Annotated in this window: 15 protein-coding genes; 7 read left to right on the top strand and 8 right to left on the bottom strand. The window is 31.0% G+C overall.

All coding sequences use genetic code 11. The features are described from left to right. Positions 1-65: 65 nt before the first annotated feature. The gene (locus IO99_RS18505; protein ID WP_051824177.1) at positions 66-2,093 is read left to right on the top strand and encodes a sensor histidine kinase; all 2,028 of its coding nucleotides are present in this window, start codon (positions 66-68) and stop codon (positions 2,091-2,093) included. Positions 2,094-2,174: 81 nt separating this feature from the next. On the opposite strand, the gene IO99_RS14825 is transcribed toward IO99_RS18505, so the two are convergent. The 5 genes from IO99_RS14825 to IO99_RS14805 form a co-directional block, all read right to left on the bottom strand. Beyond that, on the bottom strand, positions 2,175-4,223 hold the full coding sequence (locus IO99_RS14825; protein ID WP_035134795.1) for a family 10 glycosylhydrolase: 2,049 nt from the start codon (positions 4,221-4,223) through the stop codon (positions 2,175-2,177). Positions 4,224-4,418: 195 nt separating this feature from the next. After that, the gene (locus IO99_RS14820) at positions 4,419-6,080 is read right to left on the bottom strand and encodes a glutamine--tRNA ligase/YqeY domain fusion protein (RefSeq protein ID WP_035134793.1); all 1,662 of its coding nucleotides are present in this window, start codon (positions 6,078-6,080) and stop codon (positions 4,419-4,421) included. Between the two features lie 246 nt (positions 6,081-6,326). Beyond that, complete coding sequence (helD, locus tag IO99_RS14815; protein WP_035134791.1) at positions 6,327-8,612, bottom strand: RNA polymerase recycling motor HelD; 2,286 nt, start codon at positions 8,610-8,612, stop codon at positions 6,327-6,329. A 218-nt stretch (positions 8,613-8,830) separates the two neighbouring features. Further along, positions 8,831-10,420, bottom strand: coding sequence for a hypothetical protein (locus IO99_RS14810; protein WP_035134789.1), 1,590 nt, complete (start codon positions 10,418-10,420; stop codon positions 8,831-8,833). Next, positions 10,413-11,123, bottom strand: a complete 711-nt coding sequence (locus IO99_RS14805) for an ABC transporter ATP-binding protein (RefSeq protein WP_035134787.1) — start codon at positions 11,121-11,123, stop codon at positions 10,413-10,415. Before IO99_RS14805 ends, IO99_RS14810 begins: the two co-directional genes overlap by 8 nt. 314 nt (positions 11,124-11,437) lie before the next feature. Between IO99_RS14805 and IO99_RS14800 the strand changes: the two genes are divergently transcribed. Both IO99_RS14800 and IO99_RS14795 read left to right on the top strand, forming a co-directional pair. Continuing rightward, positions 11,438-12,202, top strand: coding sequence for a SagB/ThcOx family dehydrogenase (locus IO99_RS14800; RefSeq protein WP_035134785.1), 765 nt, complete (start codon positions 11,438-11,440; stop codon positions 12,200-12,202). A gap of 536 nt (positions 12,203-12,738) precedes the next feature. After that, complete coding sequence (locus tag IO99_RS14795) at positions 12,739-14,721, top strand: sodium-translocating pyrophosphatase (RefSeq protein WP_035134782.1); 1,983 nt, start codon at positions 12,739-12,741, stop codon at positions 14,719-14,721. A gap of 140 nt (positions 14,722-14,861) precedes the next feature. Here the strand turns inward: IO99_RS14795 and IO99_RS14790 are convergent, their stop codons facing one another. Then, positions 14,862-15,737, bottom strand: a complete 876-nt coding sequence (locus tag IO99_RS14790; RefSeq protein WP_035134780.1) for a tRNA 2-thiocytidine biosynthesis TtcA family protein — start codon at positions 15,735-15,737, stop codon at positions 14,862-14,864. A gap of 245 nt (positions 15,738-15,982) precedes the next feature. On the opposite strand from IO99_RS14790, the gene IO99_RS14785 reads away from it, so the two are divergent. The 4 genes from IO99_RS14785 to IO99_RS14770 all read left to right on the top strand — a co-directional run bounded on the left by IO99_RS14785 (position 15,983) and on the right by IO99_RS14770 (position 23,528). Then, positions 15,983-17,845 (top strand): S8 family peptidase, encoded by a 1,863-nt coding sequence (locus tag IO99_RS14785; RefSeq protein ID WP_051824176.1) that lies wholly within the window; start codon positions 15,983-15,985, stop codon positions 17,843-17,845. A gap of 3 nt (positions 17,846-17,848) precedes the next feature. Continuing rightward, positions 17,849-19,711 carry a S8 family peptidase gene (locus IO99_RS14780; RefSeq protein ID WP_051824174.1) on the top strand — a complete coding sequence of 621 codons (1,863 nt, stop codon included), beginning with the start codon at positions 17,849-17,851 and terminating at the stop codon, positions 19,709-19,711. A 70-nt stretch (positions 19,712-19,781) separates the two neighbouring features. Next, a complete protein-coding gene (locus IO99_RS14775) occupies positions 19,782-21,668 on the top strand; it encodes a S8 family peptidase (RefSeq protein ID WP_051824173.1) in 1,887 nt (628 codons plus the stop codon). Between the two features lie 3 nt (positions 21,669-21,671). Continuing rightward, positions 21,672-23,528 carry a S8 family peptidase gene (locus IO99_RS14770; RefSeq protein ID WP_051824172.1) on the top strand — a complete coding sequence of 619 codons (1,857 nt, stop codon included), beginning with the start codon at positions 21,672-21,674 and terminating at the stop codon, positions 23,526-23,528. A gap of 64 nt (positions 23,529-23,592) precedes the next feature. Here the strand turns inward: IO99_RS14770 and IO99_RS14765 are convergent, their stop codons facing one another. Then, positions 23,593-24,540 carry a type I phosphomannose isomerase catalytic subunit gene (locus IO99_RS14765; RefSeq protein ID WP_035134778.1) on the bottom strand — a complete coding sequence of 316 codons (948 nt, stop codon included), beginning with the start codon at positions 24,538-24,540 and terminating at the stop codon, positions 23,593-23,595. A gap of 70 nt (positions 24,541-24,610) precedes the next feature. After that, positions 24,611-25,729 (bottom strand): amidase domain-containing protein, encoded by a 1,119-nt coding sequence (locus IO99_RS14760; RefSeq protein ID WP_035134775.1) that lies wholly within the window; start codon positions 25,727-25,729, stop codon positions 24,611-24,613. Positions 25,730-25,741 lie beyond the last annotated feature (12 nt).

The following is a 25,741-nucleotide window of genomic DNA, read 5'->3' as shown; positions in this document are numbered from 1 at the left end:
AATACTTTATTCCAAGTCAATTAAATATATTTTAAAATCAAGTATAGATATGTTAGGTGATTTGTATGAATGATAAATATGTACTCTCCTGTGAAAGAAATAAATTTATATATGTGTTAGTGAATTTAGTTTTAGGCATAGTTATGTCCTTTAACTCTATCACAGTTTTTGCTACGCCATCAAGTGATACTGATCAATCCCTTTTAAAGTATAAAGAGGTATTGATTTTATCTTCTCAAAGTGAAAATGAACTCTGGGAATCTTCTCTCCTAGATAACCTCAAAACTTCACTAACTTCAAGCAACTTAAATATTCATACACGAACAGAATTCCTATCTATAACAAATGATGACAAATCCTATTTAGATAAGCAAGCTGACCTATGGTCATTAAAATATGAAAATACTAAATTTGATTTAATTGTTACTCTTGATGATGAAGCTTTAAATTTTGTAGGAAATTATTACAATACTCCCATGTTTACAAATGTACCTGTGGTATATGGTGGTATTAATGATGTTAGCAAGCTATCTTCCTATCCATTTAATAACTTTACTGGAGTAATGGAACCAGTTAATGTACGTACCCTAGTTGATTTGATTTTACATACAAATCCAAATACTTCTGAAATAAATATTTTATTGGATAATACTATAGCATCTAAGTATATAGAAAACCAAGTAAGAGATACTATTCCCTATTATACTAATGTGTTAAAATTTAATTTTATAAAAAGTGATTATATTGATGATTTATGCTATAAATTATCTCAATACCCCAGCAATACACCTTCAATAATTGTTGGTAATTTCAAAGATACTTCTAACATTATAATTTCACCTAAGAATACAACACATATTATAAAAAACTATTCCCATGGTCAATTATATACTTTTAAAGAAACTTATGTTGGAAATGGAGCTATCGGTGGACATATATTATATGCAAAAAATCACAGTAAAATCATTTATGAAACTGCTATTCGCGTACTAAATGGTACAAAACCAAAGGAGATACCTAGTATATACGATCCTGGTAGTACCTTGTTATTTGATGCTTCAGAAGTAACAACAAATAATATTTCTCGTTCTTCTCTTCCCGAGAATGTTGTATTTATAAATGATAGTTGGATAAATAAAGGTGTATCTCTAGGTATAGTATTTCTTTTACTTCTAATTTTACTAGTATGTATGATAATGTTAGCTATTCAAACAATCCAAAAAACAAATAATGCTAGAAATATGATTGCTGCAAAGAAAAGATATGATGAACTTCTGATAAGTGATAAAATTAAAACTGAATTTTTAGCTAACTTTTCTCATGAAATACGTACTTTGCTTAATGTTATACTATCTGGCCTACAACTTTTAGATATATATAAAGATAACGGCAAACTTACTTTTGCTAATAAAGATGATGAAGTTAAACTAATATATATACGTCAAAATGGATTCCGACTACTTAAGTTAATAAATAATCTAATTGATATGACAAAAATTGATTCTGGGTTTTATCATGTAGAATTTGAAGTTAAAAATATAGTAGAAGTAGTAGAAGATATTACTATGTCTGTACTTGAATATGCATCTGCTAGAGGAATTTCTATAGTATTTGATACTAACGAAGAAGAAGTTTATATGCCGCTAGATTCTGAAAAACTAGATAGAATTATATTAAATCTTCTTTCAAATGCTATTAAATTTACCCCTAAAGGAGGATGTATATACGTAACTTTAAAATGTTTAAAACAGTCCATATCTGTTTCAGTAAAGGATACTGGAATTGGAATCCCTAAAGATAAGCAAAGAAGCATCTTTGAAAGATTTACTCAAGTTAAAAATGAAAAATCTAAAAGTAAAGAAGGTAGTGGTATAGGTCTCTCCTTGGTAAAATCTCTAGTAGAACTTTTAGATGGTTCCATTATCCTTAAAAGTGAACCAAACAAAGGTTGTGAATTTATATTTACCCTTCCTATAAAGGAATTTGATAAGGCTACTTCTGATGTAGAAAATCATATATCACAAAATATTACTAATAATAGCGAGAAACTCATGGTAGAATTTTCTGACATAGACTCTAACATAAATATATAAAAATATCATAAATTAAAAGACTCAGTTAACGTAATTATTATTACATTAACTGAGTTTATTTAATTTTAATAATATTTCAAATTACCTTACTCTATTTATAACATCTTGCACTGTAGAAGGATTTATGCCTCCTCCTATCTCGTATACTAAGGATGCCTGTTTTGTGCTTAAAACCTGTTTTTGATTGTTACTTAGTTCAGTGTTTACAAGCACTATAGGTGTCTTTAATTTTGCTGCTAATGGACCAGATGTTAATGCATCTGCTAATACTAATCCCTTAGCAACACTAATACCAGATTGAACTGAGTTAGTATAAAACTTTTTAATTACAGCTGCATTTGTATCATATCTATTAATACCTGCAACTCTATTTCCACTTACATCTGAAGATGTTATAGAGTTCATCTGTGATATTACAGATTTAGTTATATTAGTTGTTCCCCCAATAAAGTATGCAGTTTGAAGACTTTCACCTCTTAGCCAATCTAAAGTACCCTTAGGTATAGCATCTTTTTTAGCTAAAATTATAGGAGACTTATCCTCTCCAGCCTTTGCTGCTATAGATAGGGCATCTGCTTCTCCAAACCCATAGCATACATAAGATTTATTCGCATCTACAATGGTATCTAGTTTTTTAGCTACTAAAAGTGAAGTATCAAATCTAGTATCCCCTCCTATTCTGTTAACCTCCAAATCAGGCTTGATTTCTTGTAACTGTTTTTTTAAACTATCTGAAAGAACTGTTTTCCCACCTATAAGTATTACTTTAGATGGATTTAGTCTTTTTAATTCAGTTTTTGTACTTTCAGGTAAAGTGTCAGCACTTGATAAAAGTATTGGAGCTCCATAAGCCGATGCTAATGGAGTTGCTACAAGACCATCAGCATTTGCATAACCATTTACTAATAGCACAGTATTTGCGCTACTCCAACCTTCTTTACTTACCTTTACTGATGTTTCATATCTATTTAAACCCTTAAGTTGTTTATGTGTAACTTTATTTAACTGTTTTAATTTTGATTGAAGTGTACTATTTTCAGATATAAATTTTGCTCTAAAATATATATTTCCATCTACTTCTGAATTAGCTCTACTATAATTTACTTGTTTTTCTATTTGATTAGCTACCTCAGTTTTAGAAACATCATGTCCAATATAAAGTTTAACATTAGTTCCTTTAACTTGCTTTGCCCACCAATCTACAAGGGTTCCATAGGGAGCTGCACTATTTTCAAAAGTCCAATATATCTGAGGATTTATATAGTCAACCCATCCATTCTTTATCCATGCTACAGAATCACAATATATGTCATAGTAGCTTTGTCCACCATGTGTAGCTGAACCAGCTGGATCACTAGATGCATTTTTCCATATTCCTCTTGGACTTACTCCAAAGGATACTGATGAGTCTATACTATTAATTTTAGTATATACCTTCTGAATTAATGCATTGACATTAGCACGTCTCCAGTCATCTTTATTAATTCCATTACCATACTTACTGTAGCTAGTATCATCATTAAAAGATTTACTTGGATAAAAATAATCATCAAAATGAATTCCATCTACCTTGTAATTTTTCACTACTTCAGCTACAGTTTCCACTAAATAATTTACCACCTGTGGATTGCCTGGATCATAATATAATGCTTTATTATAAGCTATAGCCCAACTAGGGTTCTTCCTAGCCATATTATTTGATGCCAATGCATTTACGTCTGTACCAGAAGTCGTTATTCTATAGGGATTAAACCAAGCATGAAACTCCATTCCTCTTTTATGAGTTTCTTCAATCATAAATGCCAATGGGTCATATCCTGGATTCTTGCCTTGAGTTCCAGTAAGTATGTCAGACCAAGGATTAAGACTAGAATTATACAAAGCGTCTCCCTTAGGTCTTACTTGTACTATAACACTATTTAATCCTGTTGCTTGTAGCTTGTCCAATAGTGTTATAAACTCTTGTTTTTGTTGAGCCTGATTATTTCTAGAACCAACAGTTGGCCAATCAAGGTTCCAAACAGTGCTAATCCATGCGCCTCTCATCTCTTTAGTATCTGCAAAAGCAGTTGTGTTCATAACAGCAAATACTAAAAACATGCCTAGTAAACCAGTTAATATCTTTTTCATACTTCCTCCTTTATTCTTATATACAGTTTTTATACTTGTCCATATATTATTATTAACGCCTTTATTCTCTTAAAGTTTATATTAACTCCTAAAAAGTAACAGATAATTCATATATAAACAGCTTATGTATATAACATTAGACTTTATAAAAAATACTACCTCTTAATTTTAAAATTAAGAGGTAGTGTTTTTATTTTATTTTATTTTAAAAGAACTTTTTAAAGATACTATTCTGTTAAATACAGGTTTATTCTCTGTAGAATATTTAGAATCCACATTAAAATATCCATGTCTAAAGAATTGGAAGCTTTCACCTGGTTTTACACCCTTCATATTATCTTCAACATACCCTTGTAATACTTCTAAAGAGTTTGGATTAACACATTCTAGGAAAGTTTTGTTTTCATCAATTTCTTCATCTTTTATTAAAGGCTCATATAGTCTGAATTCTGTTGGTATAGCAGAGCTAGCATCTACCCAATGTATTGTACCCTTAACTTTTCTACCTGTAAATCCTGTTCCACTTTTAGTTTCCTTGTCATAAGTACAATGAATCTCAACAACTTTTCCAGATTCATCTTTTATAAAATCATTACACTTTATAAAGTATGCTCCCTTAAGTCTAACTTCATTTCCCGGAAATAGTCTGAAGTATTTTTTAGGTGGCTCTTCCATAAAATCTTCTTCTTCAATATATATTTCTCTAGAAAATTGTACCATTCTTTTTCCCATGGATGGGTCATCTTGATTATTTTCAATCTCTAACATTTCAACTTTACCTTCAGGGTAGTTAGTTATAACCACCTTTAAAGGTCTGATAATCCCCATGGTTCTTGGTGCTTTAGTACTTAAGTCTTCTCTAATAAAATGTTCTAATAATTGTTCATCTACAGTACTATCATTTTTTGCTACCCCTATTTCTCTACAGAAGTTTCTTATAGACTCAGGAGTATAACCACGTCTTCTTAATCCAGCTATAGTTGGCATTCTTGGATCATCCCATCCATCAGCAATACCTTCATCTACTAAAGCTTTAAGTTTTCTTTTACTCATTACTGTATTAGTAATATTTAATCTTGCAAATTCTATTTGTCTCGGAGTACTTTTCATTTCACACGCTTCTACTACCCAATCATAAAGTGGTCTATGATCCTCAAATTCTAAAGTACAAATTGAGTGAGTTATGCCTTCAATAGCATCTTCTAGGGGATGTGCAAAATCATACATTGGATATACACACCATTTATCTCCTGTATTATGATGTTCTGTATGAGATATACGATATATTATAGGATCCCTCATATTTATATTTGGAGAGCTCATATCAATTTTAGCTCTTAAAACCTTCTCACCATCCTTAAACTCACCTTTTCTCATACGATCAAACAAGTCTAAGTTTTCTTCAACGGTTCTATTTCTGTAAGGACTTTCTTTTCCTGGTTCTTTTAAACTACCTCTATATTCTCTTATTTCATCAGGAGTTAAATCACATACAAAAGCTAATCCTTTTTTAATTAAGAGTACTGCCCTATTATACATTTCCTCAAAATAATCTGATGCAAAGTATAAATCATCCCAGTTAAATCCAAGCCATTTTATATCTTCTTTTATAGATTCAACATATTCAGTATCCTCTTTAGTAGGATTTGTATCGTCAAATCTTAGGTTTGTCTTTCCATTAAACTCATCTGCTAACTCAAAGTTTAAAACTATAGATTTTGCATGTCCTATATGTAAATATCCATTTGGTTCTGGTGGAAAACGAGTAATTATATTGTCATGTTTCTTGCTCTGTAAGTCATCCACCACTATTCTTTTAATAAAATTTGAAGATGTATTTCCTATATTTTCTCCCATTATAATCACTTCCTCTTATTATATTTTATTTAGGTTATTATCAAATAATTTAATATAATGGCATTCATATACCTTCATTATCGAAACATAATTCATATTATCAATAAATTATCTAATTATTTTGACTTACACAACCTTAAATATATCATAATTTGCACTTTTTTTTCTATTATCTTTAAAATTATAGTACAATAACTTCTATTTTAAACTATAACCTATTATTCCTTATTGCAACTAGGCTTATACCTATACAAGTAAAGAAGAAAGTGATTCCTTATACATTACATATTGAAGATGTAATGCTCTAGTTAAAGCTACATATAGCAACTTTTTATCTAAGACTTCATTCCTATACATATCTTCATCACAATTATAAACAATGGTTGCATCAAACTCTAACCCCTTGGTCATATAGCTAGGTATAATTAAATTATCTATATCTAATTTACTTTGACTCTCTTCTATCAGTTCCCATTTATATTTGGACTCCTTCTTAAGCCTTTTATGTAATTCCTTGCACTCAGTATAGGTTTTGCAAATTATAGCTACAGTTTTTTTATTCTTACTATATATTTCTTCTAATAAAGAATCAATAACTCTTATTTCTTCATCTTCTTTAGCATTAATAACCCTAGGTTCATCTCCATGTCTTAATATAGGAAGAGCTGGTTTTATATTTAACTTTTGCTTTTCCAATACCCTGTTTGCAAACTCTATTATTTCTACTGTAGACCTATAGCTTTGGGATAAAGTTATATAAGTGGCATCTTCGCTAAATACCTTTTCTATTAAGCTTTCCCATGAGTTAATTCCTTTATAATTATAGATTCCTTGCCCTAAATCCCCAACTATAGTCATGGAGTTATTCTTCGATATTTCTTTTAATACATTAAATTGCATAAGACTATAATCTTGTGCTTCATCAATGACAGTATGAATATAATTCTCTCCCACTACCCCTTCTAACTTCAATTGTAAGTATGTCAACGCCGTTAAATCATCGCAGTCTATATTTTTAGTGGCAATATTATTATTTATTTCATCTCTCATATAGTCAGCTAACTTTTTAGGTAAGCAATTATCTGTTACAGATGAAAATGCTTCTTCATCATTATATAGATTTATATAACTATCTACTACACTTATCTTCTTCCAATTACCAAAGAACTCCTTTAATGCTTTACTACCTTTAGTTTTTAGTCCTCCTATAAGCTCATCTCGTTCATCATAGGTTTTAATTATCTCTTTTCTCTTATCTTCCTCTGATATGTCTTTTCTATCCTTTATATCTTTTATCTTAAAAAAGTATATATTTTCTATCTTTTCTTTAATTTCTTCTATTCGGTTTTTTAACTTACCTTTAAAGTATTTATTTATTTCATCTTTTCTTTTGTTAATAGGTAAATTTTCTAAGTCCTTTATATATAGTCTTTTTATTTCCTTTGCTGAAAATAAAATGTATTCATCTACTAATATATCCTCTACTTCAGAACTCTTTCTTTCTAAATATTTTATAAACCTATCCATAATGGTTTTATAGGTCATTGTACCTTTTATCTTGCTGGATGCAGTAATGTATTTAATTTCTTCCTCATCCTTACATTCCATTATATGTGCAAGCTTTTTATCCTTAGTTATTATTTTATATTTAATGTTTAAAATTGCACTGCAAAGTTCCTCAAAGGTTGACTGTTTTACATTACTAACTCCTAAGTTTGGTAAAATATCTGAAATATAGTCTAAAAATAACTGGTTTGGCGCAACTACTAGTATGTTCCTATTATTCATTTCATCTCCATAGGTATACACTAGGTAGGCTAATCTATGTAATGCTACCGTAGTCTTTCCTGACCCTGCTGAACCTTGAATAATTATTGGCTTATTTTTATAGGCTCTAATAATTTCATTTTGTTCCCTTTGAATGGTATTTACTACATCCTTCAGCTTTTTACTCATATTTTCTTCTAAATTTATCTTTAAAAACTCATCTACTAGTTCTTCTCCATCTTCTGATACTGGAACTATTAACTCATTTACTCCCTCATCAAAAATATTTACTATTTTTCCATCCTTAACTTGAAACTTTCTTTTTAATAATAGTTCTCCTTGAATTTCTCCCATGGGGGCAGTATAGGATGCTGCTCCAAAAGTTCCACTATAATATAAATTGGCAAGAGGTGCTCTCCAATCAATGACAACCTCTTCGTTGTTAACTTCATCTATAAGTCCAAACTTACCAATATAAAAGCTTTCTACATCTCTTATCTTTTCCTTGAAATTAATTCTTGCAAAGTATGGATTATCTTTGCTTTCACTATACTTGTGCAAATCTTTATTGGCGAAGTCTTGAATGTTTTGGGCTAAAATTAGTTCTGTACTAAAAGTCCCTCTTGAAGATTTTTTAAGAGTTGCTACTTTCTTTTCATACTCTTCACACTTTTTCTCAGTGTTTAAAAGTTGCTTTTCTATCCATTCCTTAGTACTACTGAATTTCATTTCTTCCTTCAAAGTCTCTTCTCTATTAATTGTCATTGTTTTTCACCTCTCACTTCTTATATTTTTGAAAAAATATAGAGGAAAAACCCCTTGGATTCTTCCTCTTTGCTTATAATGTAATATTTTTTGCATTAACCGTACAATTTTCTAAGAGCTTATCATAATCATAATGAAATATTTCTTTGTTTATGAGTTGCCTATATATTATACATTAAGTTTTTACAAATTCATAGAAGTTTTTTAATTTTTGTTATCTATTTAAGTTTAAATGTCTTAGGTGCTAATTTATAAACTAATATTAATGCTATAATCATATATATTACAGTGAATATGATTACTCCTAAACTAAACATATAGGAAGAGCTATCAATTCCTGAACACATATAACAAACTACATACATTACTGTGTTAATTCCCCTGAATAGTGGACTTTTAACCTCTAAGTTAGCAGTATATGGCTGAATTATATAATATATGGCTAAATGATGTATGGAAAAAAAGCAAGCCAAGGCTATTATACTTAAAAATAAATAACTTAATTCTAATATTGCCTTAGGGTCTCCAGATGCTATTAGTATGAAAATTATACAACAGCAAATTACTAAAGCTGGAAGAATATTAAAGACAACCACCCTTTTTAACCTAGATTTAAAATTAGAAAACATAGCTTCTCTTTGTCTATAGTACCCATATCTAAGTAAGCTTATATCACAATTAAAAAACATAGCCTTACAAATTCTTTCTGTAGTAGATAAAAAGTACATTACAAATATCCAACTAGAAGTTTTATTCTTGAAAAAATCTATAATCCCCACCTTACCACTTGGTTTCCACAATATAAATCCAATGGCAACCATTGTTACTATAAGACTTCCTATAATTATATATTTTGAAGACTTTGATAAAAGTTTTTTGTACCTTTTGAAAAATATAGCATTAAGATATTCATAGCCTTGCTTATTTTCATAGATATTGGAATTCAAGTCTTCTACTTTTATCTTCTTCTCATTTATTTCTACATCTTTAAACTGAACATCTTTTACTAATTTTTGTTTCTCTAAAACATTATCCTTAGTGCATATAATTTTACCAATATCCTTAAATCTTTTGTATTTAAAGATATATCTAAGAGATAAAACTGACAATAAAAATAATAGTATAATAATCCTGTAATCATATATCCACCTATGAAGTCCTATATTAACATGAAAAAATAAAGGAACATAGGCTAGTAAAGGACAAATAATTACCAATGTCCCAATAAATATATCCATATTTGATATCATCTTGTTAAATCTACTAAATACAAATAAATGTATAAACTCCCATATGAATCTAATGAGTATAAACTCAAAGGTCAAAATTAATCCCTTTACTGGAGAAAACAGTACTATCATCACAGGAGTAAAATGTATAAAAGCTAGAATTCTGGTATAACCCATTTCACTTATAAAGTACTTTTTAGCATCCACCCTCATTAATCTTATCATGTTGAAAGGTTTTTCATCTCGTGGCATAAAAGTAGTATTTATAATGGGTCCTAGAATAAAGCTTAAAATAAAAAATATTTGAAGAGCTACTTCCTGTAAATTTCCGCTTTCCTTTGAGAAGTACAGAGCAGGAAGTGCTATCATCACACCAATATAAACAGCTTTTTTAATAAAGCCAAATAAAAAAGACATTATTTCAAATATAATTCCAAGGGTAATTTTAGCCTTTGTTTTACTGTAAAAACTCTCTGGAACTTTTTTACCTATTAGCGGAATCCTCTTGATGAAATATATGAATGTATTTGCACCTTGTACAAAGGAGAATTTGTATGTATTAGTAAAAGTTCTAATCATAATTGTCCTCCTTTAAAATTTCCATTATGCTTTCCTCAAACTTTCCACTTCTTATAAGTTCACTTGGAACTTGCTCTAATATTCCATGATTAAGAACTACTATTTCATCACATAAATCCATGGCAAGTTGTAATATATGGGTTGAAAATATAATTATATGCTCACTCTTTATTTCCTTTAATAAATTTTTAATTTCTAGTGCCACAATTACATCAAAAGAACTTAATGGTTCATCTAATAAAATTACCGGCGGTCTACTTATTAAAAAGCATAACATCTGGAGCTTGTTCTTCATTCCGTGAGAATAGGTTTTAATTAATCTATGACTATCAGCCTTAGATATTTTTATGATATTTAAATATTCCTCTACGGTCTTAATGTCAATAATCTTATCCTTATTTATATCTATATAGAATTTAACAAACTCATAACCTGTTAAAAACTCTGGTAATACTGGATCTGCAAAAACAAATCCTATATTAGAATAATCTAACTCTCCTTCATTACCCAATCCATTCTCTAAGATGACCTCCCCTGAATCTTTGCTTAGCTCTCCACTTATACAATTAAATAAAGTAGTTTTACCTGCACCATTTCTTCCTAATAGGCCATATATCTTTCCTTTTTCAAAGGTAAAAGATGCTCCTTTTAACACTATTTTATTTTCAAAACTTTTTTGTATATCCTTTAATATTAACTCCACTTTTCTCCCCCTAATCTTCTCAAACCCGCATGGCAGAACAACTATTTAACTATTTAACTATTTAAATAGTTATATTTATAAATATTAAACTAGTTTCCTATATAAATATTTATACAGGAAAATTTTTTCATATATCCTATTAACTATTAAATCACATATTTTACAAATTATCTATTTAAAATTGTAGGTTATTATGAAATAATAGGATAAAGGTTATTCTTATATTATAATTTTCTAAGTAATAACTTAGAATCAAGAATAAATGTAAACTAAGCTCATTTATGAACATTTTACTTTTTAAGGAGTTGTATTTTATGGAAAATATTGAGAAACTGCGAAACTTTATGAAATCTAGCTTTTCAACAGAAGAGGATGAAGGGGAGTATGAGTTATCTGATCAACAAAAAAAATTACCTCAACCACCTTTACAAAAACCATATGATGAAAATGATAAAACTATAGACTTGCCTGAGGTAACAGATAAAATTTTTGTTAGATCTAATATCTTAGACATTATAAATCAAAGGGAAAGTCATCGTAAATTTACTGATGATAATCTAAGTTTAGAGGAGCTATCCTTTCTTCTTTGGTGTACACAAGGTGTAAAAAAAGTTACTGCTAATAACTATGCAACCCTAAGAACCGTACCCTCTGGAGGTGCTCGTCATCCCTTTGAGACATACTTAGTAATAAATCACATTAAGGGCATTAAGAATGGCTTATACAGATACCTTCCCTTAAGCCATAAATTACTTCTTATATTAGAAGATTCTTCTTTATCATCTCAACTTTCTGATATAGCTTGTGAACAAACCTTCGTTGGTGATAGTGCCGTAACATTTATATGGAGTTGTATTCCCTATAGAGGCGAATGGAGATATCTAGATGCTGCCCATAAAGTCATGCTACTTGATGCAGGTCATGTATGTCAAAACCTTTATCTTGCTTGCCAAGCTATAGATTGTGGTACTTGTGCTGTAGGAGCCTATGATCAAAAGCTTATAGATAAATTTCTTGGATTAGATGGCGAAAATGAGTTTGTAGTCTATGTAGCTCCAGTTGGTAAAGTAAGTAAATAATTCAAAAATAGTATATCATATTTAGCAAAATCTAAAGGATAGCTTAAGTAAAATTTAAGGTGTCCTTTTTATATAAATTAACCATAATTGTTAATCATTATTTACATTTATAAGGTGGCATTAATACTTTCTTTCTACATATAAAATGTATCACAATTTAGTATATTGAAATAATTCTATATTTTCTTTTAATATATTCAAAGATATTTAAATAAAATTCAACTTATATTTGACATAAAATTATTATGATGATAACATTTATTAGTACTAATAAGATTTAAACTGTATTTAAATACATATTTATTATGAAATATTAATTAATTCAGCTTATCTCTCTAGGATCATTATTCACATGAATTTATATATTAATTACCATTTTAATTTAAAATGGCTAATTTTTCTGCTTGATATATCATAATATTTTTTGTATCATATACAAGGTTAATACATAGGACAAATCCAATTGAGGTATAGGTTAAACCCTTCACTTCAATTGTTAAATAAAATTAAATAAGAATATATAGGGGGACTTTATTATGAACAATCTTATCTATGTTTGTATAGTTGCTGGATTGCTTGCTTTAATCTCTGCCTTTTTACTACTATCAAAAATTAATAAAAGTAGTGAAGGTACAGATAGAATGAAAGAAATCGCTTCAGCTATCAGTGAAGGTGCTACTGCTTTCTTAAAGGCAGAGTACAAAGTATTAATCATTTTCTGTGCTATTATTTTTGTATTAATTGGTGTAGGAATAGGTAGCTGGGTTACAGCTGTTTGCTTCTTAGTTGGAGCATTATTCTCAACTCTAGCAGGTTATGTTGGTATGCATACAGCTACTAAAGCCAATGTAAGAACTGCTGAAGGCGCTAGAACATCTGGTATGAGTAAAGCACTTTCAATTGCATTCTCCGGTGGAGCTGTTATGGGTCTGTGTGTTGTAGGTCTTGGACTACTAGGAGTAAGTGTAGTTTACTTTTTTACAAATAATATAGAAGTACTTACTGGATTTAGTTTAGGAGCTTCTACTCTAGCTCTTTTTGGACGTGTTGGTGGTGGAATATATACTAAGGCTGCTGATGTTGGAGCTGACCTTGTTGGTAAGGTTGAAGCTGGTATACCTGAAGATGATCCACGTAACCCGGCAGTAATCGCTGATAACGTTGGTGATAACGTTGGTGATGTTGCTGGTATGGGTGCAGACTTATTTGAATCATACGTTGGTTCTATCATATCTGCTATTACACTAGGTGTAGTTGCTTTTGGATTAAAGGGAGCTATTTTCCCACTTATAATATCTGCAGCAGGAATTTTCTGTTCTATAATAGGTATTGTGCTTGTAAATAATAGCAAAAGCCAAAATCCACATAAAGCTTTAAATAGCGGAACTTACTTAGCTAGTATATTAGTTGTTATATCTTCTGCTATACTTAGTAAAAAATTCTTTGGAGATTTCTTACCATTCTTCGCAATAATTTCTGGAATTATAGTTGGTTTATTAATTGGTAAGTTAACAGAAGTATACACTTCAAGTGATTATAGATCAGTTAAGAAAATTGCTGAACAATCTGAAACTGGTTCTGCAACAACAATAATATCTGGACTTGCTGTTGGAATGGAATCTACAGCTCTACCTATAATATTAATTGCTATTGCTATACTAGTTGCTTATTCATTCGCTGGATTATACGGTATTGCTCTTGCAGCTGTTGGAATGTTATCAACTACTGGTATTACTGTAGCAGTTGATGCTTATGGTCCAATTGCTGACAATGCTGGTGGTATTGCAGAAATGTCAGGACTTGATTCATCAGTTCGTAAGATTACAGATAAATTAGACTCTGTTGGTAACACTACAGCTGCTATGGGTAAAGGATTTGCTATTGGTTCTGCAGCTCTTACTGCATTAGCATTATTTGCTTCTTACTCTCAAGCTGTTGGATTAACTACTATAGACTGTTTAAATCCTAAAGTAATTGTTGGATTATTAGTTGGAGGTATGCTTCCATTCCTATTCTCAGCATTTACAATGGAATCTGTTGGTAAAACAGCTAACAAAATGATTGTTGAAGTTCGTAATCAATTTAAAACCATTCCTGGAATTCTAGAAGGTACTGGAAAACCTGATTATAAAAGATGCGTTGAAATTTCAACAGCTGCAGCATTAAAAGAAATGATGCTTCCTGGAGTTATGGCTGTAGCTATGCCACTAGTAATTGGTATCTTACTTGGTACTGAAGCTTTAGGTGGACTTTTAGTAGGATCTCTTGTTTCTGGAGTTATGCTTGCTATCTTCATGTCTAACTCTGGTGGTGCATGGGATAACGCTAAGAAATATATTGAAGAAGGTACTCACGGTGGTAAAGGTAGCGATGCTCATAAAGCTGCTGTTGTTGGAGATACTGTTGGAGATCCATTCAAGGATACATCAGGTCCATCAATCAACATATTAATAAAACTTATGACAATTGTTTCTTTAGTTTTTGCTTCACTATTTGTTTCAATAGGTGGACTTTTATAGAAATCTAATTATAAGTTAAAATATTAAACCTCTTATTCTAGAATTGTAATTCTAAAATAAGAGGTTTCCTTTTATATAGTATTTATCTCACATGTAATTACTATGTAATCTTTTAGTAAATCAATTAATCACCTTAATTTTTAATCTAAAAATTCTCCATCATATTCTTCTAAGAAAGAATGTTTTTGTCCATCCTTTTGCCAACCTAAAATTGCATCCATATTTACATTTTCAGCAGCCTTAAATATAGACTTATCCACATCTTTAAAATTCTTTTTCATTTCTTTTATCATATCCTTTATTTCATGTCTCTTGTTACCAATCTTCTTTGCTGCTACCATGCATGCACAGTTAAGAGGCCATATACCACTGCTTTGTATAAAGTTTTCTATGTAGCTTTCCTCAACATAATAAAGAGGACGTATAAGCTCTAATCCTTTAAAGTTAGTTGCTTTAAGTTTGGGAAGCATAGTTTTAAAAGTTCCTCCATAAAGCACATTAAGCATTGTAGTTTCAATGACATCATTAAAGTGATGTCCTAATGCTAGCTTATTGCATCCAAGCCTTTCAGCTTCAGAATATAATGCACCCCTTCTCATCCTAGCACACATATAACAAGGATAATCCTTTGCTATCTCGTCTATAATGTCAAATATTTTTGAATCAAAGGTATGTATTGGTATATTTAAATAATTACAATTATCCAATAAAAGCTCTTTAATCTGTGGATGATATCCTGGATCCATAGCAATAAATTCTAATTCAAAATTTACTTGCCCATGACGTTTTAACTCTTGAAATAACTTAGCCATTATTATACTATCCTTACCCCCAGATATTCCAACAGCTATCTTATCTCCTTCTTCTACTAGGTTGTACTCTCTAATAGCCTTAATAAACTTAGACCATACTGATTTTCTATATTTTTTTATTAAACTTCTTTCTATTTCTTCTAATGGCTTTCTCTCATTAAAAGGGACTAATATTTCACAACCTTCTCCTGCTACACCACTCATTTATTTCACCTCGTATATTTTTTAATATATGCACTCTACATATTTTTAATATTAAATTTATATCTTTATACTATAAACTTACTTTGATATTATAGCACCTTTATAAATTTTTGTCATACCACCACTTATTCTTAACTCCATAAATCAATTAAAAGTTATAGTGATAAGGTATACTAACTGTAACTACTTTAAGAACTATAGAATACTATAAATAGATAAACATTTTCTGGAGATGTAAGTTTTTTATGGATAATGTAAGTTCATTTAAAGATGCCTATCTAAGTGAAGAGTATGTGACTCTATTCGTTTTGTCTACAAAAGATCTTGTTAATATTCTCAAAGATGTAGATTATGCTTATGCTTACAAGATATCTGATACAATATTCTATGTTTCTGTTCTAGCTCAAGAGTATCATAATTTAGTTGGTGAATTCAGAGAAATATTTAGAGTAGATGTTAGCTATCCCTACACTTTGTCATCTATAGAACCAATACAGTCTTCTTCTATAGCCCCCTTCCATGGAGACACCTTCTTGAATCTTAAGGGTAAAAATACTGTAGCTGCAATTATAGACACAGGTATAGACTATTTAAATCCTCAATTTCAAAATAATGATGGAACCACAAGAATTATCGGTATATGGGATCAAACCATTGAAAATAATAAAATAAATAATGATCCTGCAACATTTTTCGGTACCTTTTACACTAGGGAAGAAATTAATAAAGCCATTGAAGCTTTTAATAAAGGTGAAAATCCTTATGATATAGTTCCTTCAAGAGATGTTATAGGACACGGTACAAATATGGCAGGTTTGGTTGGGGCTAAGGGCTTAGATGGAGTAACCGGTAGTGCTCCTGAATGTAATTTCCTTATTATAAAGCTTAAAGAAGCTAAAACCAGTAATCTTAAATTAATTGGTGTCAATGATAGAAAAAACATACCTATCTACGAAGGTCTTGATATATACCTTGCAATGCTATTTGTTATGAATTATAAAGATTCTAATTCCTTAATACCAATAAGTATATTATTATCTACAGGAACTAATTGGGGTGGCCATGAAGGGTTAACCTCTATTGAGCAAGATATTGATTATTTTTCTTCTAGGAAAGGTCTTATCTTTGTAACTTGTTCTGGAAATCAAGGAGCTAATGCTACCCATTCTGAGGGAAGGTTCCTTAAAAGTAATTCACAGAATATTATAGAATTTATTGTAGGTCCAAAGGAAAACAATCTATCTGTCATGCTTTGGATTCAAAGACCTGATAAAATATCTATATCTGTAGTTTCTCCTGGCGGAGAAGTTTCACAACCTATACAACCTAAATTAGTAGCAACAGAATTTGAAGAGATTATTTCTGTAGTTGAAGATAGCACAATTAGTATTCTATTTTCAAGTTCAGAATTTACAACTGGAAATCAAGTTGTATATATAGCAATTAAAAATCCTAAAGAAGGCCTTTGGCAATTAAGACTTAAAGGTGATTTTATAATTAATGGTAAATATGATGTATGGCTTCCCCAAAGACCTTTAATAGAACCAACTACTAGAATTATAAGCTCTACACCTTATAATACAATAGAGATTCCTGGCAATGCTAAAAAAGCTATAACTACTGCCTTTTATAATCAAAATAACAATACAGTAGTTGTAGATTCCGGTCGAGGTTATACTGCCGATAATAGAATTAAACCAAACTTAGCTACAGGAGGTATCATGGTATTAACTACTGGTTTAAATAATGAAAATGCTGTAGTTTCTGGCAGTTCCGCGGCTGGAGCAGTGTTATGTGGTGCTACTCTGCTTATGCTTGAGTGGGGTATTATACTAGGAAATGATCCCAATATGTATGGTCCTACTATTATTTCTTATTTAACTAGGGGAACTAGTAGAAGAGCTGGAGACATATATCCAAATCCTGAATGGGGTTATGGCATGCTAAATCTTCAAGGTTCCTTTGAAAATCTTAGAACAACCTCACTTTTTAGAAATTACAATAAGTGTAATATTAAAACAAAAAGCCATCTACCTTCTATATTTTCTATAAATATGCCTAAAGAATTATATAGAAGAATAGATGATACCATGGATATGGAGGAATAATTTATGAATCTGTCAGATTTAAGAGAAATAACTAAGCAAATAGATGATCCATCCCAATATAATAGCTATATTGTTTATTATACTGGTGATATAATTACTCCTATTAGCACCATTTCCCAAGCTACAGTTATATTTTTAAGCCCATATATTGCAGTTATATTTGTAAAAATTGGCTATGAAAACTTAATTACTTCTATTCCTAATATCAATATAATTGAGCCAGATAATTACTTCATGCTTTCTCAAATATCGCCTTTACAGACTTCTAATATAGTTCCATTTTCTGAAGGTATCCCCATGGATTTAACTGGTACAGGCGTCATTGTTGGTACCATTGATACAGGCATAGACTATTTAAATAGAGAATTTATTAGAGAAGATGGGTCCTCTAGGATATTATCTATTTGGGATCAAACAAATAATGACGGCCCTAGTCCATCTAATATCAATTATGGTACTGTATATTCGCAAGAACAAATCAATGCAGCTATTTCACTTAAAGCTGAAGGTGGTGATCCATATTCCATAGTTCCTGAAATTGATACTGATGGTCATGGTACTCAATGTGCAGGTATAATTGGTGCTAGAGGTTATGGTGAAGTTAAAGGTGCTGCTCCTAACTGTGATTTTATATGTATAAAATTAAGGCCTTGGAGAAAAATAGGCGATGCTATGAATTCTTTCCAAGATGGTACTCCTGTTTATCGTAATTGTGATATAGCTACAGCTATACTTTATCTTATACAACAGCATTATATCTATGAACTTCCTATGGTAATATTTATACCCATTAGTGGTAACCTAGGCTCTCATGATGGTACTAATGTTATTGAAGAACTTATAGACTACTATTCTTTTAGTAATAAGGTATCCTTTGCTTTAGGCACTGGTAACCAAGGTAATTCCGGAACCCATGCCTCTGGTTATATAAATAACACGGGAGAAACTGCCTCTATTGAATTTTCCGTAGCACCAAATCAAGGAGAATTTCACTTAGGTATATGGTGTTCCTATCCCGATAAAATTTCTTTAGGCATAACTTCCCCTAGTGGTCAAGTAATTTCAAGGATTGCTGTAAAACTTGGAAAAAAAGCAGTGCTTAATTTTTTGTATGAAAAAAATACTGCTACTCTAACTTACTACTTCCCTGAAACCATATCTGGTAACGAATTAATTTACTTGGAATTTCCTGATATTGCTCCTGGCATATGGACTTTAAACTTATATGGAGATTATATAGTTAATGGCTTATATAATATTTGGATTTATCCAAAGCCTATATCTAAATCGGGAACTGAACTCTTAAATCCTGACAACTTCACGACTCTTACAATTCCATCTACTAGCAACTTAGCTATTACTACTGGATTTTATAATCAAAATACTAATGCTATAGCTTTAAATTCTGGAGTTGGATTTACAGCAAATAATAAAATTAAACCTGACCTAGTTTGTGGTGGTGTAAATGTATTAACTACCTCCCTTAATAATACTACTACAACTGTATCCGGATCTAGCATCGCTACTGCAGTATTGGCTGGAGCAATATCCTTAATTTATCAATGGGGAGTAACAAATGGTAATTTCAATATGTTATCCTCTGAAAATATAAAATCCTTACTAATTAGAGGTACAAAAAAGAGACCTAATGAAGCATATCCTAATGAATTTTGGGGTTATGGAATTCTTGATATCCGTGGAACCTTTGATGCTATTAGGGGTATCTACTCTCATCCAGATTTGTTAGCAACACCTATAACTTCAGGAAATATTAGCTTCTCTAGATATTGCAATGATAATATTGAAACATATATCCCTTATGATTTATTTAGAAGACTAAACCTTACCAAGGAGTTTTTGTTTTAATTGTAACTACTTTATATCCTTTAGAATAATATAGATAGATAAGCAAGTTTTAGGAGATGTAAGTTTATTGATGAATAATTTAAATACATCTAGACAAATTGATTCATGTAAAGAAGCCTATCTTAGTGAAGATTATATAAGCCTATTTGTTCAATATGATAGGGATCTTGTTAGCATCCTTAATGATATAGATTATGCCTGTGCCTTTAAAGTTTCTGAAATAGATTATATTGTAGTGGTTCGTGCTGGTAATTACATGGACTTTATTACCAAGTATTCAGGAATAACAGATAATCTAATTATAGATGTTAGCTTTCCATATACTCTTACAGCTATCCAACCAGTAGATGCTGCTAACATAACACAATTTCATGGAGAAACTTTTTTAAACCTTACAGGAGAAGGCACAATAGCTGCAATTATTGATACTGGTATAGATTACTTGAATCCACAATTTCAATATCCAGATGGAACTACAAGAATTGCGGCAATATGGGATCAAACTATTGAAAGTAATACAAATACTAATGATGATATAGCCTTTTTTGGTACAATTTATAGTCGTGATGATATAAATAGGGCTATCCAAGCTTCTGCTGAAGGTGGTAATCCCTATGATATAGTCCCTTCAAGAGATGAAATAGGCCATGGTACAAATATGGCTGGTTTAGTCGGTGCAAGAGGACTAGATGGTATAATCGGAAGCGCTCCTGAATGTGAATTTATAATTGTAAAGCTTAAGGAAGCAAAAAACAGTAATCTTAAATTAATTGGAATTAACAATAGAAGAAGCACTCCAATTTTTGAAGGTATTGATATTTATTTAGGTGTAAGGTTTGTAATAAATTATAATGATAGAAATTTATTGCAACCTATGAGTGTTTTATTATCTACTGGAACAAATTGGGGTGGACACGAAGGTTTATCTTCCATAGAACAAGATATTGATTTCTTTTCATCACGAAAAGGCCTTGTATTTGTTACTAATACTGGTAACCAAGGGGCTAGTCTAACCCATGGCTATGGTAGATTTTTAAAGACCAACTCCTTAGAAATTATAGAAATTATTGTAGGGCTAAATGAAGATAACTTAGTTCTTATGCTATGGCTTCAAAGACCTGATAAAATATCTATATCTATAGTTTCTCCTAATGGTGAAATTGCGGAACCTGTTCAACCTCAGCTAGTAGCCTATAAGTTTGAGCAAGTCACTCTTATCCTTGAAAAAAGTGTAATTAGTATCGCCTTTACCAGTGCCGAATTTTCCACTGGCAATGAGGCTGTATATATAACTATACAAAATCCTAAAGCTGGACTTTGGCAACTGAGACTCAAAGGAGAGTATATAGTTAATGGTCAATATAATATGTGGCTACCCCAAAGACCTCTTATACAGTTGACCACTAGAGTAATTAATCCTAATCCATACACAACTTTACAAGCTCCTGCCAATGCTAGAAAAGCCATAACCACATCTTTCTACGATCAAAATAACAATACTATAGCTGTAGAATCTGGTAGAGGCTTTACTGCTGATAATAGAATTAAACCTAACTTAACTACTGGTGGTGTTACGGCATTAACTACAGGGCTAAATAATGAAACCAATATAATTTCTGGTGGTTCTGTAGCTGGAGCTGTACTTTGTGGTGCTGCACTTCTTATCCTAGAATGGGGCATAGTCCTTGGTAATGATCCCAATATATATGGTCCTTCTATTATTTCCTATTTAACTCGTGGAACTAGTAAAAGATCTGGTGATATATATCCAAACCCTCAATGGGGCTATGGTATGCTAAATCTTCTAGGCTCCTTTGAAAATCTTAGATCATCTAGTCTACCTAGAAATTATAATGACCATATCTCTTCCTATGAAAATTATTTACCACTTAATTCATCTATAAAAATGCCTATAGAATTATATAGAAGAATAGATGATATATATAAGGAGGATTAGTTCATGAATCTAAAAGATTTAAGAGAAGTAACCCAACAATTAGATAACCCTTTACAGTACAATAGCTTTATAATTTACTATACTGGTAATATAGTAGCTTCTATTGCTGAAATACCTCAAGCTAGTGTTGTAATCCTAACCCCATATATGGCTGTTATATTTGTAGAAATTGGATATGAAAACTTAATTGTATCTTTACCTACTGTTAATATAATTGAGCCACCTAATGACTTTATACTTACACAACTGTCCCCCTTAGAAACTTCTAACATAGTTCAATTCTCTGAAGATAATCCTATAGATTTAACAGGAACTGGTGTAATTGTAGGCACCATCGATACTGGTATAGATTACTTAAATCCAGAGTTTACTAGAGAAGACGATACCTCTAGGATATTATCTATTTGGGACCAAACTGATGCCACTGGACTTGCACCATCTGGTATCGGTTATGGTAGTGTATATTCCCAAGAACAAATAAATGAAGCTATTGCTCTAAGCAAATCAGGTGGTAATCCCTATTCTATAGTTCCACAGATAGATACCAATGGTCATGGAACTAAATGTGCAGGTATAATCGGTGCTAGAGGATATGGAGATATAAAGGGAGCAGCTCCAAACTGTGATTTTATATCTGTTAAACTAAGACCTATAAAAGAGATAGAAGATACAGTAGCTCCATCTACTCCTAGCACTCCAGTTTATCGTAATACAGATATAGCTACAGCTATGGTTTATCTTTTACGTCAACGTTCTATATACCTACGACCTATGGTTATATTTCTACCTGTTAGCAGCAACCTAGGCGCTCACGATGGCACTAATGCTCTAGAGGAACTCATTGATTACTATTCTTTTTCTACCACAGTGACCTTTGCTTTAGGCACAGGTAATCAGGGTGGTTCTGAAACTCATGCTTCTGGATATATAGCTAATACTGGAGAAACTCAATCTGTGGAATTTTCAGTAGATCCAGATCAAGGTGATTTAAATATAGCAATATGGTGTGCCTACCCAGACAAAATGTCTTTGGGTTTAACTTCTCCTAGTGGACAGGTAATTCCCAGAATTCCTGTAAAGATTGGTCAAAGTGCAAACCTTAGTTTTTTATATGAAAATACTACTACTAGAATAGTTTACTATTTCCCTGAAATTGTATCCGGTAATCAGCTAATATTTTTAACTTTTTCAAACATTGCTCCAGGTGTATGGAATATAAGTTTATATGGAGATTATATAGTAAATGGTTTATTTAATGTTTGGATTGATCAAAGACCTTTATCTAAACCTGGTACAGCACTATTAAATCCAGACAACTTTACAACTCTCACTATACCTTCTACTAGTAATTTAGCTGTTACCACTGCATTTTATAACCAAAATACTAATACTATAGGTTCAAATTCTGGAGTTGGATTTACCTCAAATAATAAAATAAAACCTGAAATAACCTGTGGAGGAATAAATGTATTAACTACTGGATTAAATAACACTACAGCTACTATATCAGGTTCTAGTGCTGCCACAGCAGTGCTTGCTGGTGCTATAGCTCTTTTTTATCAATGGAGTATCACTGAAGGAAACATTCCTATATTATCTTCTGAAAGCATAAAAACTTTTTTAATTAGAGGAACTCGAAAAAGACCCAATGAGGTCTATCCCAATGAATTTTGGGGCTATGGTATTCTGGATATGCGAGGAGTCTTTGATGCTATCAGAGGAATTTACTCTCAACAAGGTCAGTTAGCACCACTTATCAGTCCAACTTCACAACCTGCTAACCTTTCTAGGAAATTTGATGATAATGTAGAAACTTCACTACCAGTAAGTCTATTGAGTAGATTAAGGTATAATGAGTAGTTCTTCATTAACATAGCCCTAGACTCATATAGCTTTCTCTATATAAGTCTAGGGCTATTTTGCTTTAAAATACATGGCTTTTTATTAACTTCATATCACCTATTAAAATATATTCACCTAAATATGCTGGTATTAGAAAACTTTCCAAAATAGATATATCAATAAACTTTCTAAGTCCTTCATCAACAAAGCTAATTTTACCTTTACCTTCTACACAGGTAAATACAAAAAACTTGTCTTTATCACTAGTTTCACTATAGCTTCCTTTTATATTGTATATATCTATATTAAATTTTTCTGAGTTCATATGATTTTGTATTACTAAATCATTGTTTATACATAAGCTCTTAGTCCCACCATTGAAATTAACTACATCCAATGCTTTGTCAATATGAAGTTCTCTTCCTCGGTGATAATCGTAAACTCTATAAGTAATATCACTATTTTGTTGTATTTCTGCTAGTAATATACCTTTTCCTATGGAATGAAGTAATCCAGGTTCTATTAAAAATAATTCTCCAGGCTTAACTGCTATTTTATTCATGCAACCTTCCACAGTACCCTCTGTGCAACTTCTTTTAAACTCTTCCTTTGTACATCCTGTTGTACCAACAATTATTTCTGCTCCCTCTTCGCAATCTATAATATACCAAGCCTCAACCTTACCATTATCATTTTCTACTCTATGAGCATACTTATCATTTGGATGTACCTGCACAGATAGATTCTCATTAGAATTTATAATCTTTATAAGTAGTGGAAAATCCCTATCTGTAAATTTATCTATATATATCTTATCTCCTACAATTAAGTTTTTATATTCCTTAATTATTTCAATAAGTGCTTTTCCTTTATATTTTCCATTACTAATAATACTCATTCCATTTTTATGACAGGCAATTTCCCAGCTTTCTCCTATGTTTCCTTTAGGAAGATTTGTTCTATAATCTTCTAGCTTTCTTCCTCCCCAAATTTTTTCATAATATAAATTTGAAAATTTAATAGGATACATATTGCCCTCTAATATAAATGTTTATATTTTAAGGTATGCTATGTATCCTAATAAGGTTAATTAAATATTTTTAATAATGAACTCTTATAAGCCAAAATTTAATATTTTTATCACTCCAACCCAAATCCCAAGGTACATCATTTCTATCAGTATTATGACAAGTAACTAAAGCATAACCTCTAGAATCTGCATTGGTTACAGTAGATATATGTTTAATATCACCTTTTTTTTCATAAGCAACAAAATCTCCTGGCATAAGCTGATAGGAGGCTTTATATACCTTATCATAGGTTCCATGAGCTATTACTGAAGCTCTTCCACTATATACCCAATAACTCTTAAATTTATCCGCATTTACCCAAGATGCTGTAGCTTCTCCTTTAGAATAATTCCATGATGAATTTTTCTTAAATTTACCACCTTCATGCAATATCTGTGAAGCAAAGTTAGCACAATCTCCACCTTCTGGATTAAAATTTCTATAATCTTTATTGTATTTATAACCAAATTCTTCTTCAGTAGCTGCTCCACAATATTTATTGGCATATTCTACAGATGCTTTCCTTCTTTCATCTAAATTTGAAAAATCTTTAGGTTCTTGAGCTAAAATAAATTCTTTTACATCATCTACTTTTAATTTTTCTAGATTTAAAGAATCTGCAAATGGATCTGTATACCACTCCTTATTTATCAAGAAATTGTCTCCTTTATTTATTAAAGTAAGCACATGATAAGTCCCTATTCTAGCTGCATTGACCTCTTCTGGTCTATCTTCATAAACATACCTATATTCTGTAGAACATGTAAAGTTAACTTTGAATCCATTATCCTTTTCACTTATACGATTTACAACTACCTTAGGAAGTATTTCTGTAATTTTAACCCCTTGTTTCTGTTCCCAATTGTGAAGATAAATCATCTTTTTCTCTTCATTTTCATAGGCCCACGTACCATACTTAGTTCCCATGTCATAAACGGACTTAATGCTTTCCTCTTCTCCAGTTACAATGGCTCTATTACGCTTTGCAATAGTTTCTTCAATGAAGTTCTTAATTTCTAGCTTTACTTCTTCATCTACATCTTCAGCATTGGCTCTAGAAAAAAAAATATTTGCAATAATAATAGCTAGTAATATTCCAAATATCAACTTCCATGTAAGTATCTTTTTTATGGATCTTATAATGTTCATAAAGGTCCTCCT

It is taken from the genome of Clostridium sulfidigenes (genome assembly GCF_000732635.1).
Taxonomy (GTDB): Bacteria; Bacillota; Clostridia; order Clostridiales; family Clostridiaceae; genus Clostridium_J; species Clostridium_J sulfidigenes.
The sequence above is the reverse complement of the archived record's forward strand: the minus strand, read 5'-3'. Positions and strand labels throughout refer to the sequence as shown.

Coding starts and splice junctions, on each gene's coding strand:
- IO99_RS18505 (WP_051824177.1), top strand. CDS start 66: ATGAATGATAAATATGTACTCTCCTGTGAAAGAAATAAATTTATATAT.
- IO99_RS14825 (WP_035134795.1), bottom strand. CDS start 4,223: ATGAAAAAGATATTAACTGGTTTACTAGGCATGTTTTTAGTATTTGCT.
- IO99_RS14820 (WP_035134793.1), bottom strand. CDS start 6,080: ATGGGAGAAAATATAGGAAATACATCTTCAAATTTTATTAAAAGAATA.
- helD (WP_035134791.1), bottom strand. CDS start 8,612: ATGACAATTAATAGAGAAGAGACTTTGAAGGAAGAAATGAAATTCAGT.
- IO99_RS14810 (WP_035134789.1), bottom strand. CDS start 10,420: ATGATTAGAACTTTTACTAATACATACAAATTCTCCTTTGTACAAGGT.
- IO99_RS14800 (WP_035134785.1), top strand. CDS start 11,438: ATGGAAAATATTGAGAAACTGCGAAACTTTATGAAATCTAGCTTTTCA.
- IO99_RS14795 (WP_035134782.1), top strand. CDS start 12,739: ATGAACAATCTTATCTATGTTTGTATAGTTGCTGGATTGCTTGCTTTA.
- IO99_RS14790 (WP_035134780.1), bottom strand. CDS start 15,737: ATGAGTGGTGTAGCAGGAGAAGGTTGTGAAATATTAGTCCCTTTTAAT.
- IO99_RS14785 (WP_051824176.1), top strand. CDS start 15,983: ATGGATAATGTAAGTTCATTTAAAGATGCCTATCTAAGTGAAGAGTAT.
- IO99_RS14780 (WP_051824174.1), top strand. CDS start 17,849: ATGAATCTGTCAGATTTAAGAGAAATAACTAAGCAAATAGATGATCCA.
- IO99_RS14775 (WP_051824173.1), top strand. CDS start 19,782: ATGAATAATTTAAATACATCTAGACAAATTGATTCATGTAAAGAAGCC.
- IO99_RS14770 (WP_051824172.1), top strand. CDS start 21,672: ATGAATCTAAAAGATTTAAGAGAAGTAACCCAACAATTAGATAACCCT.
- IO99_RS14765 (WP_035134778.1), bottom strand. CDS start 24,540: ATGTATCCTATTAAATTTTCAAATTTATATTATGAAAAAATTTGGGGA.
- IO99_RS14760 (WP_035134775.1), bottom strand. CDS start 25,729: ATGAACATTATAAGATCCATAAAAAAGATACTTACATGGAAGTTGATA.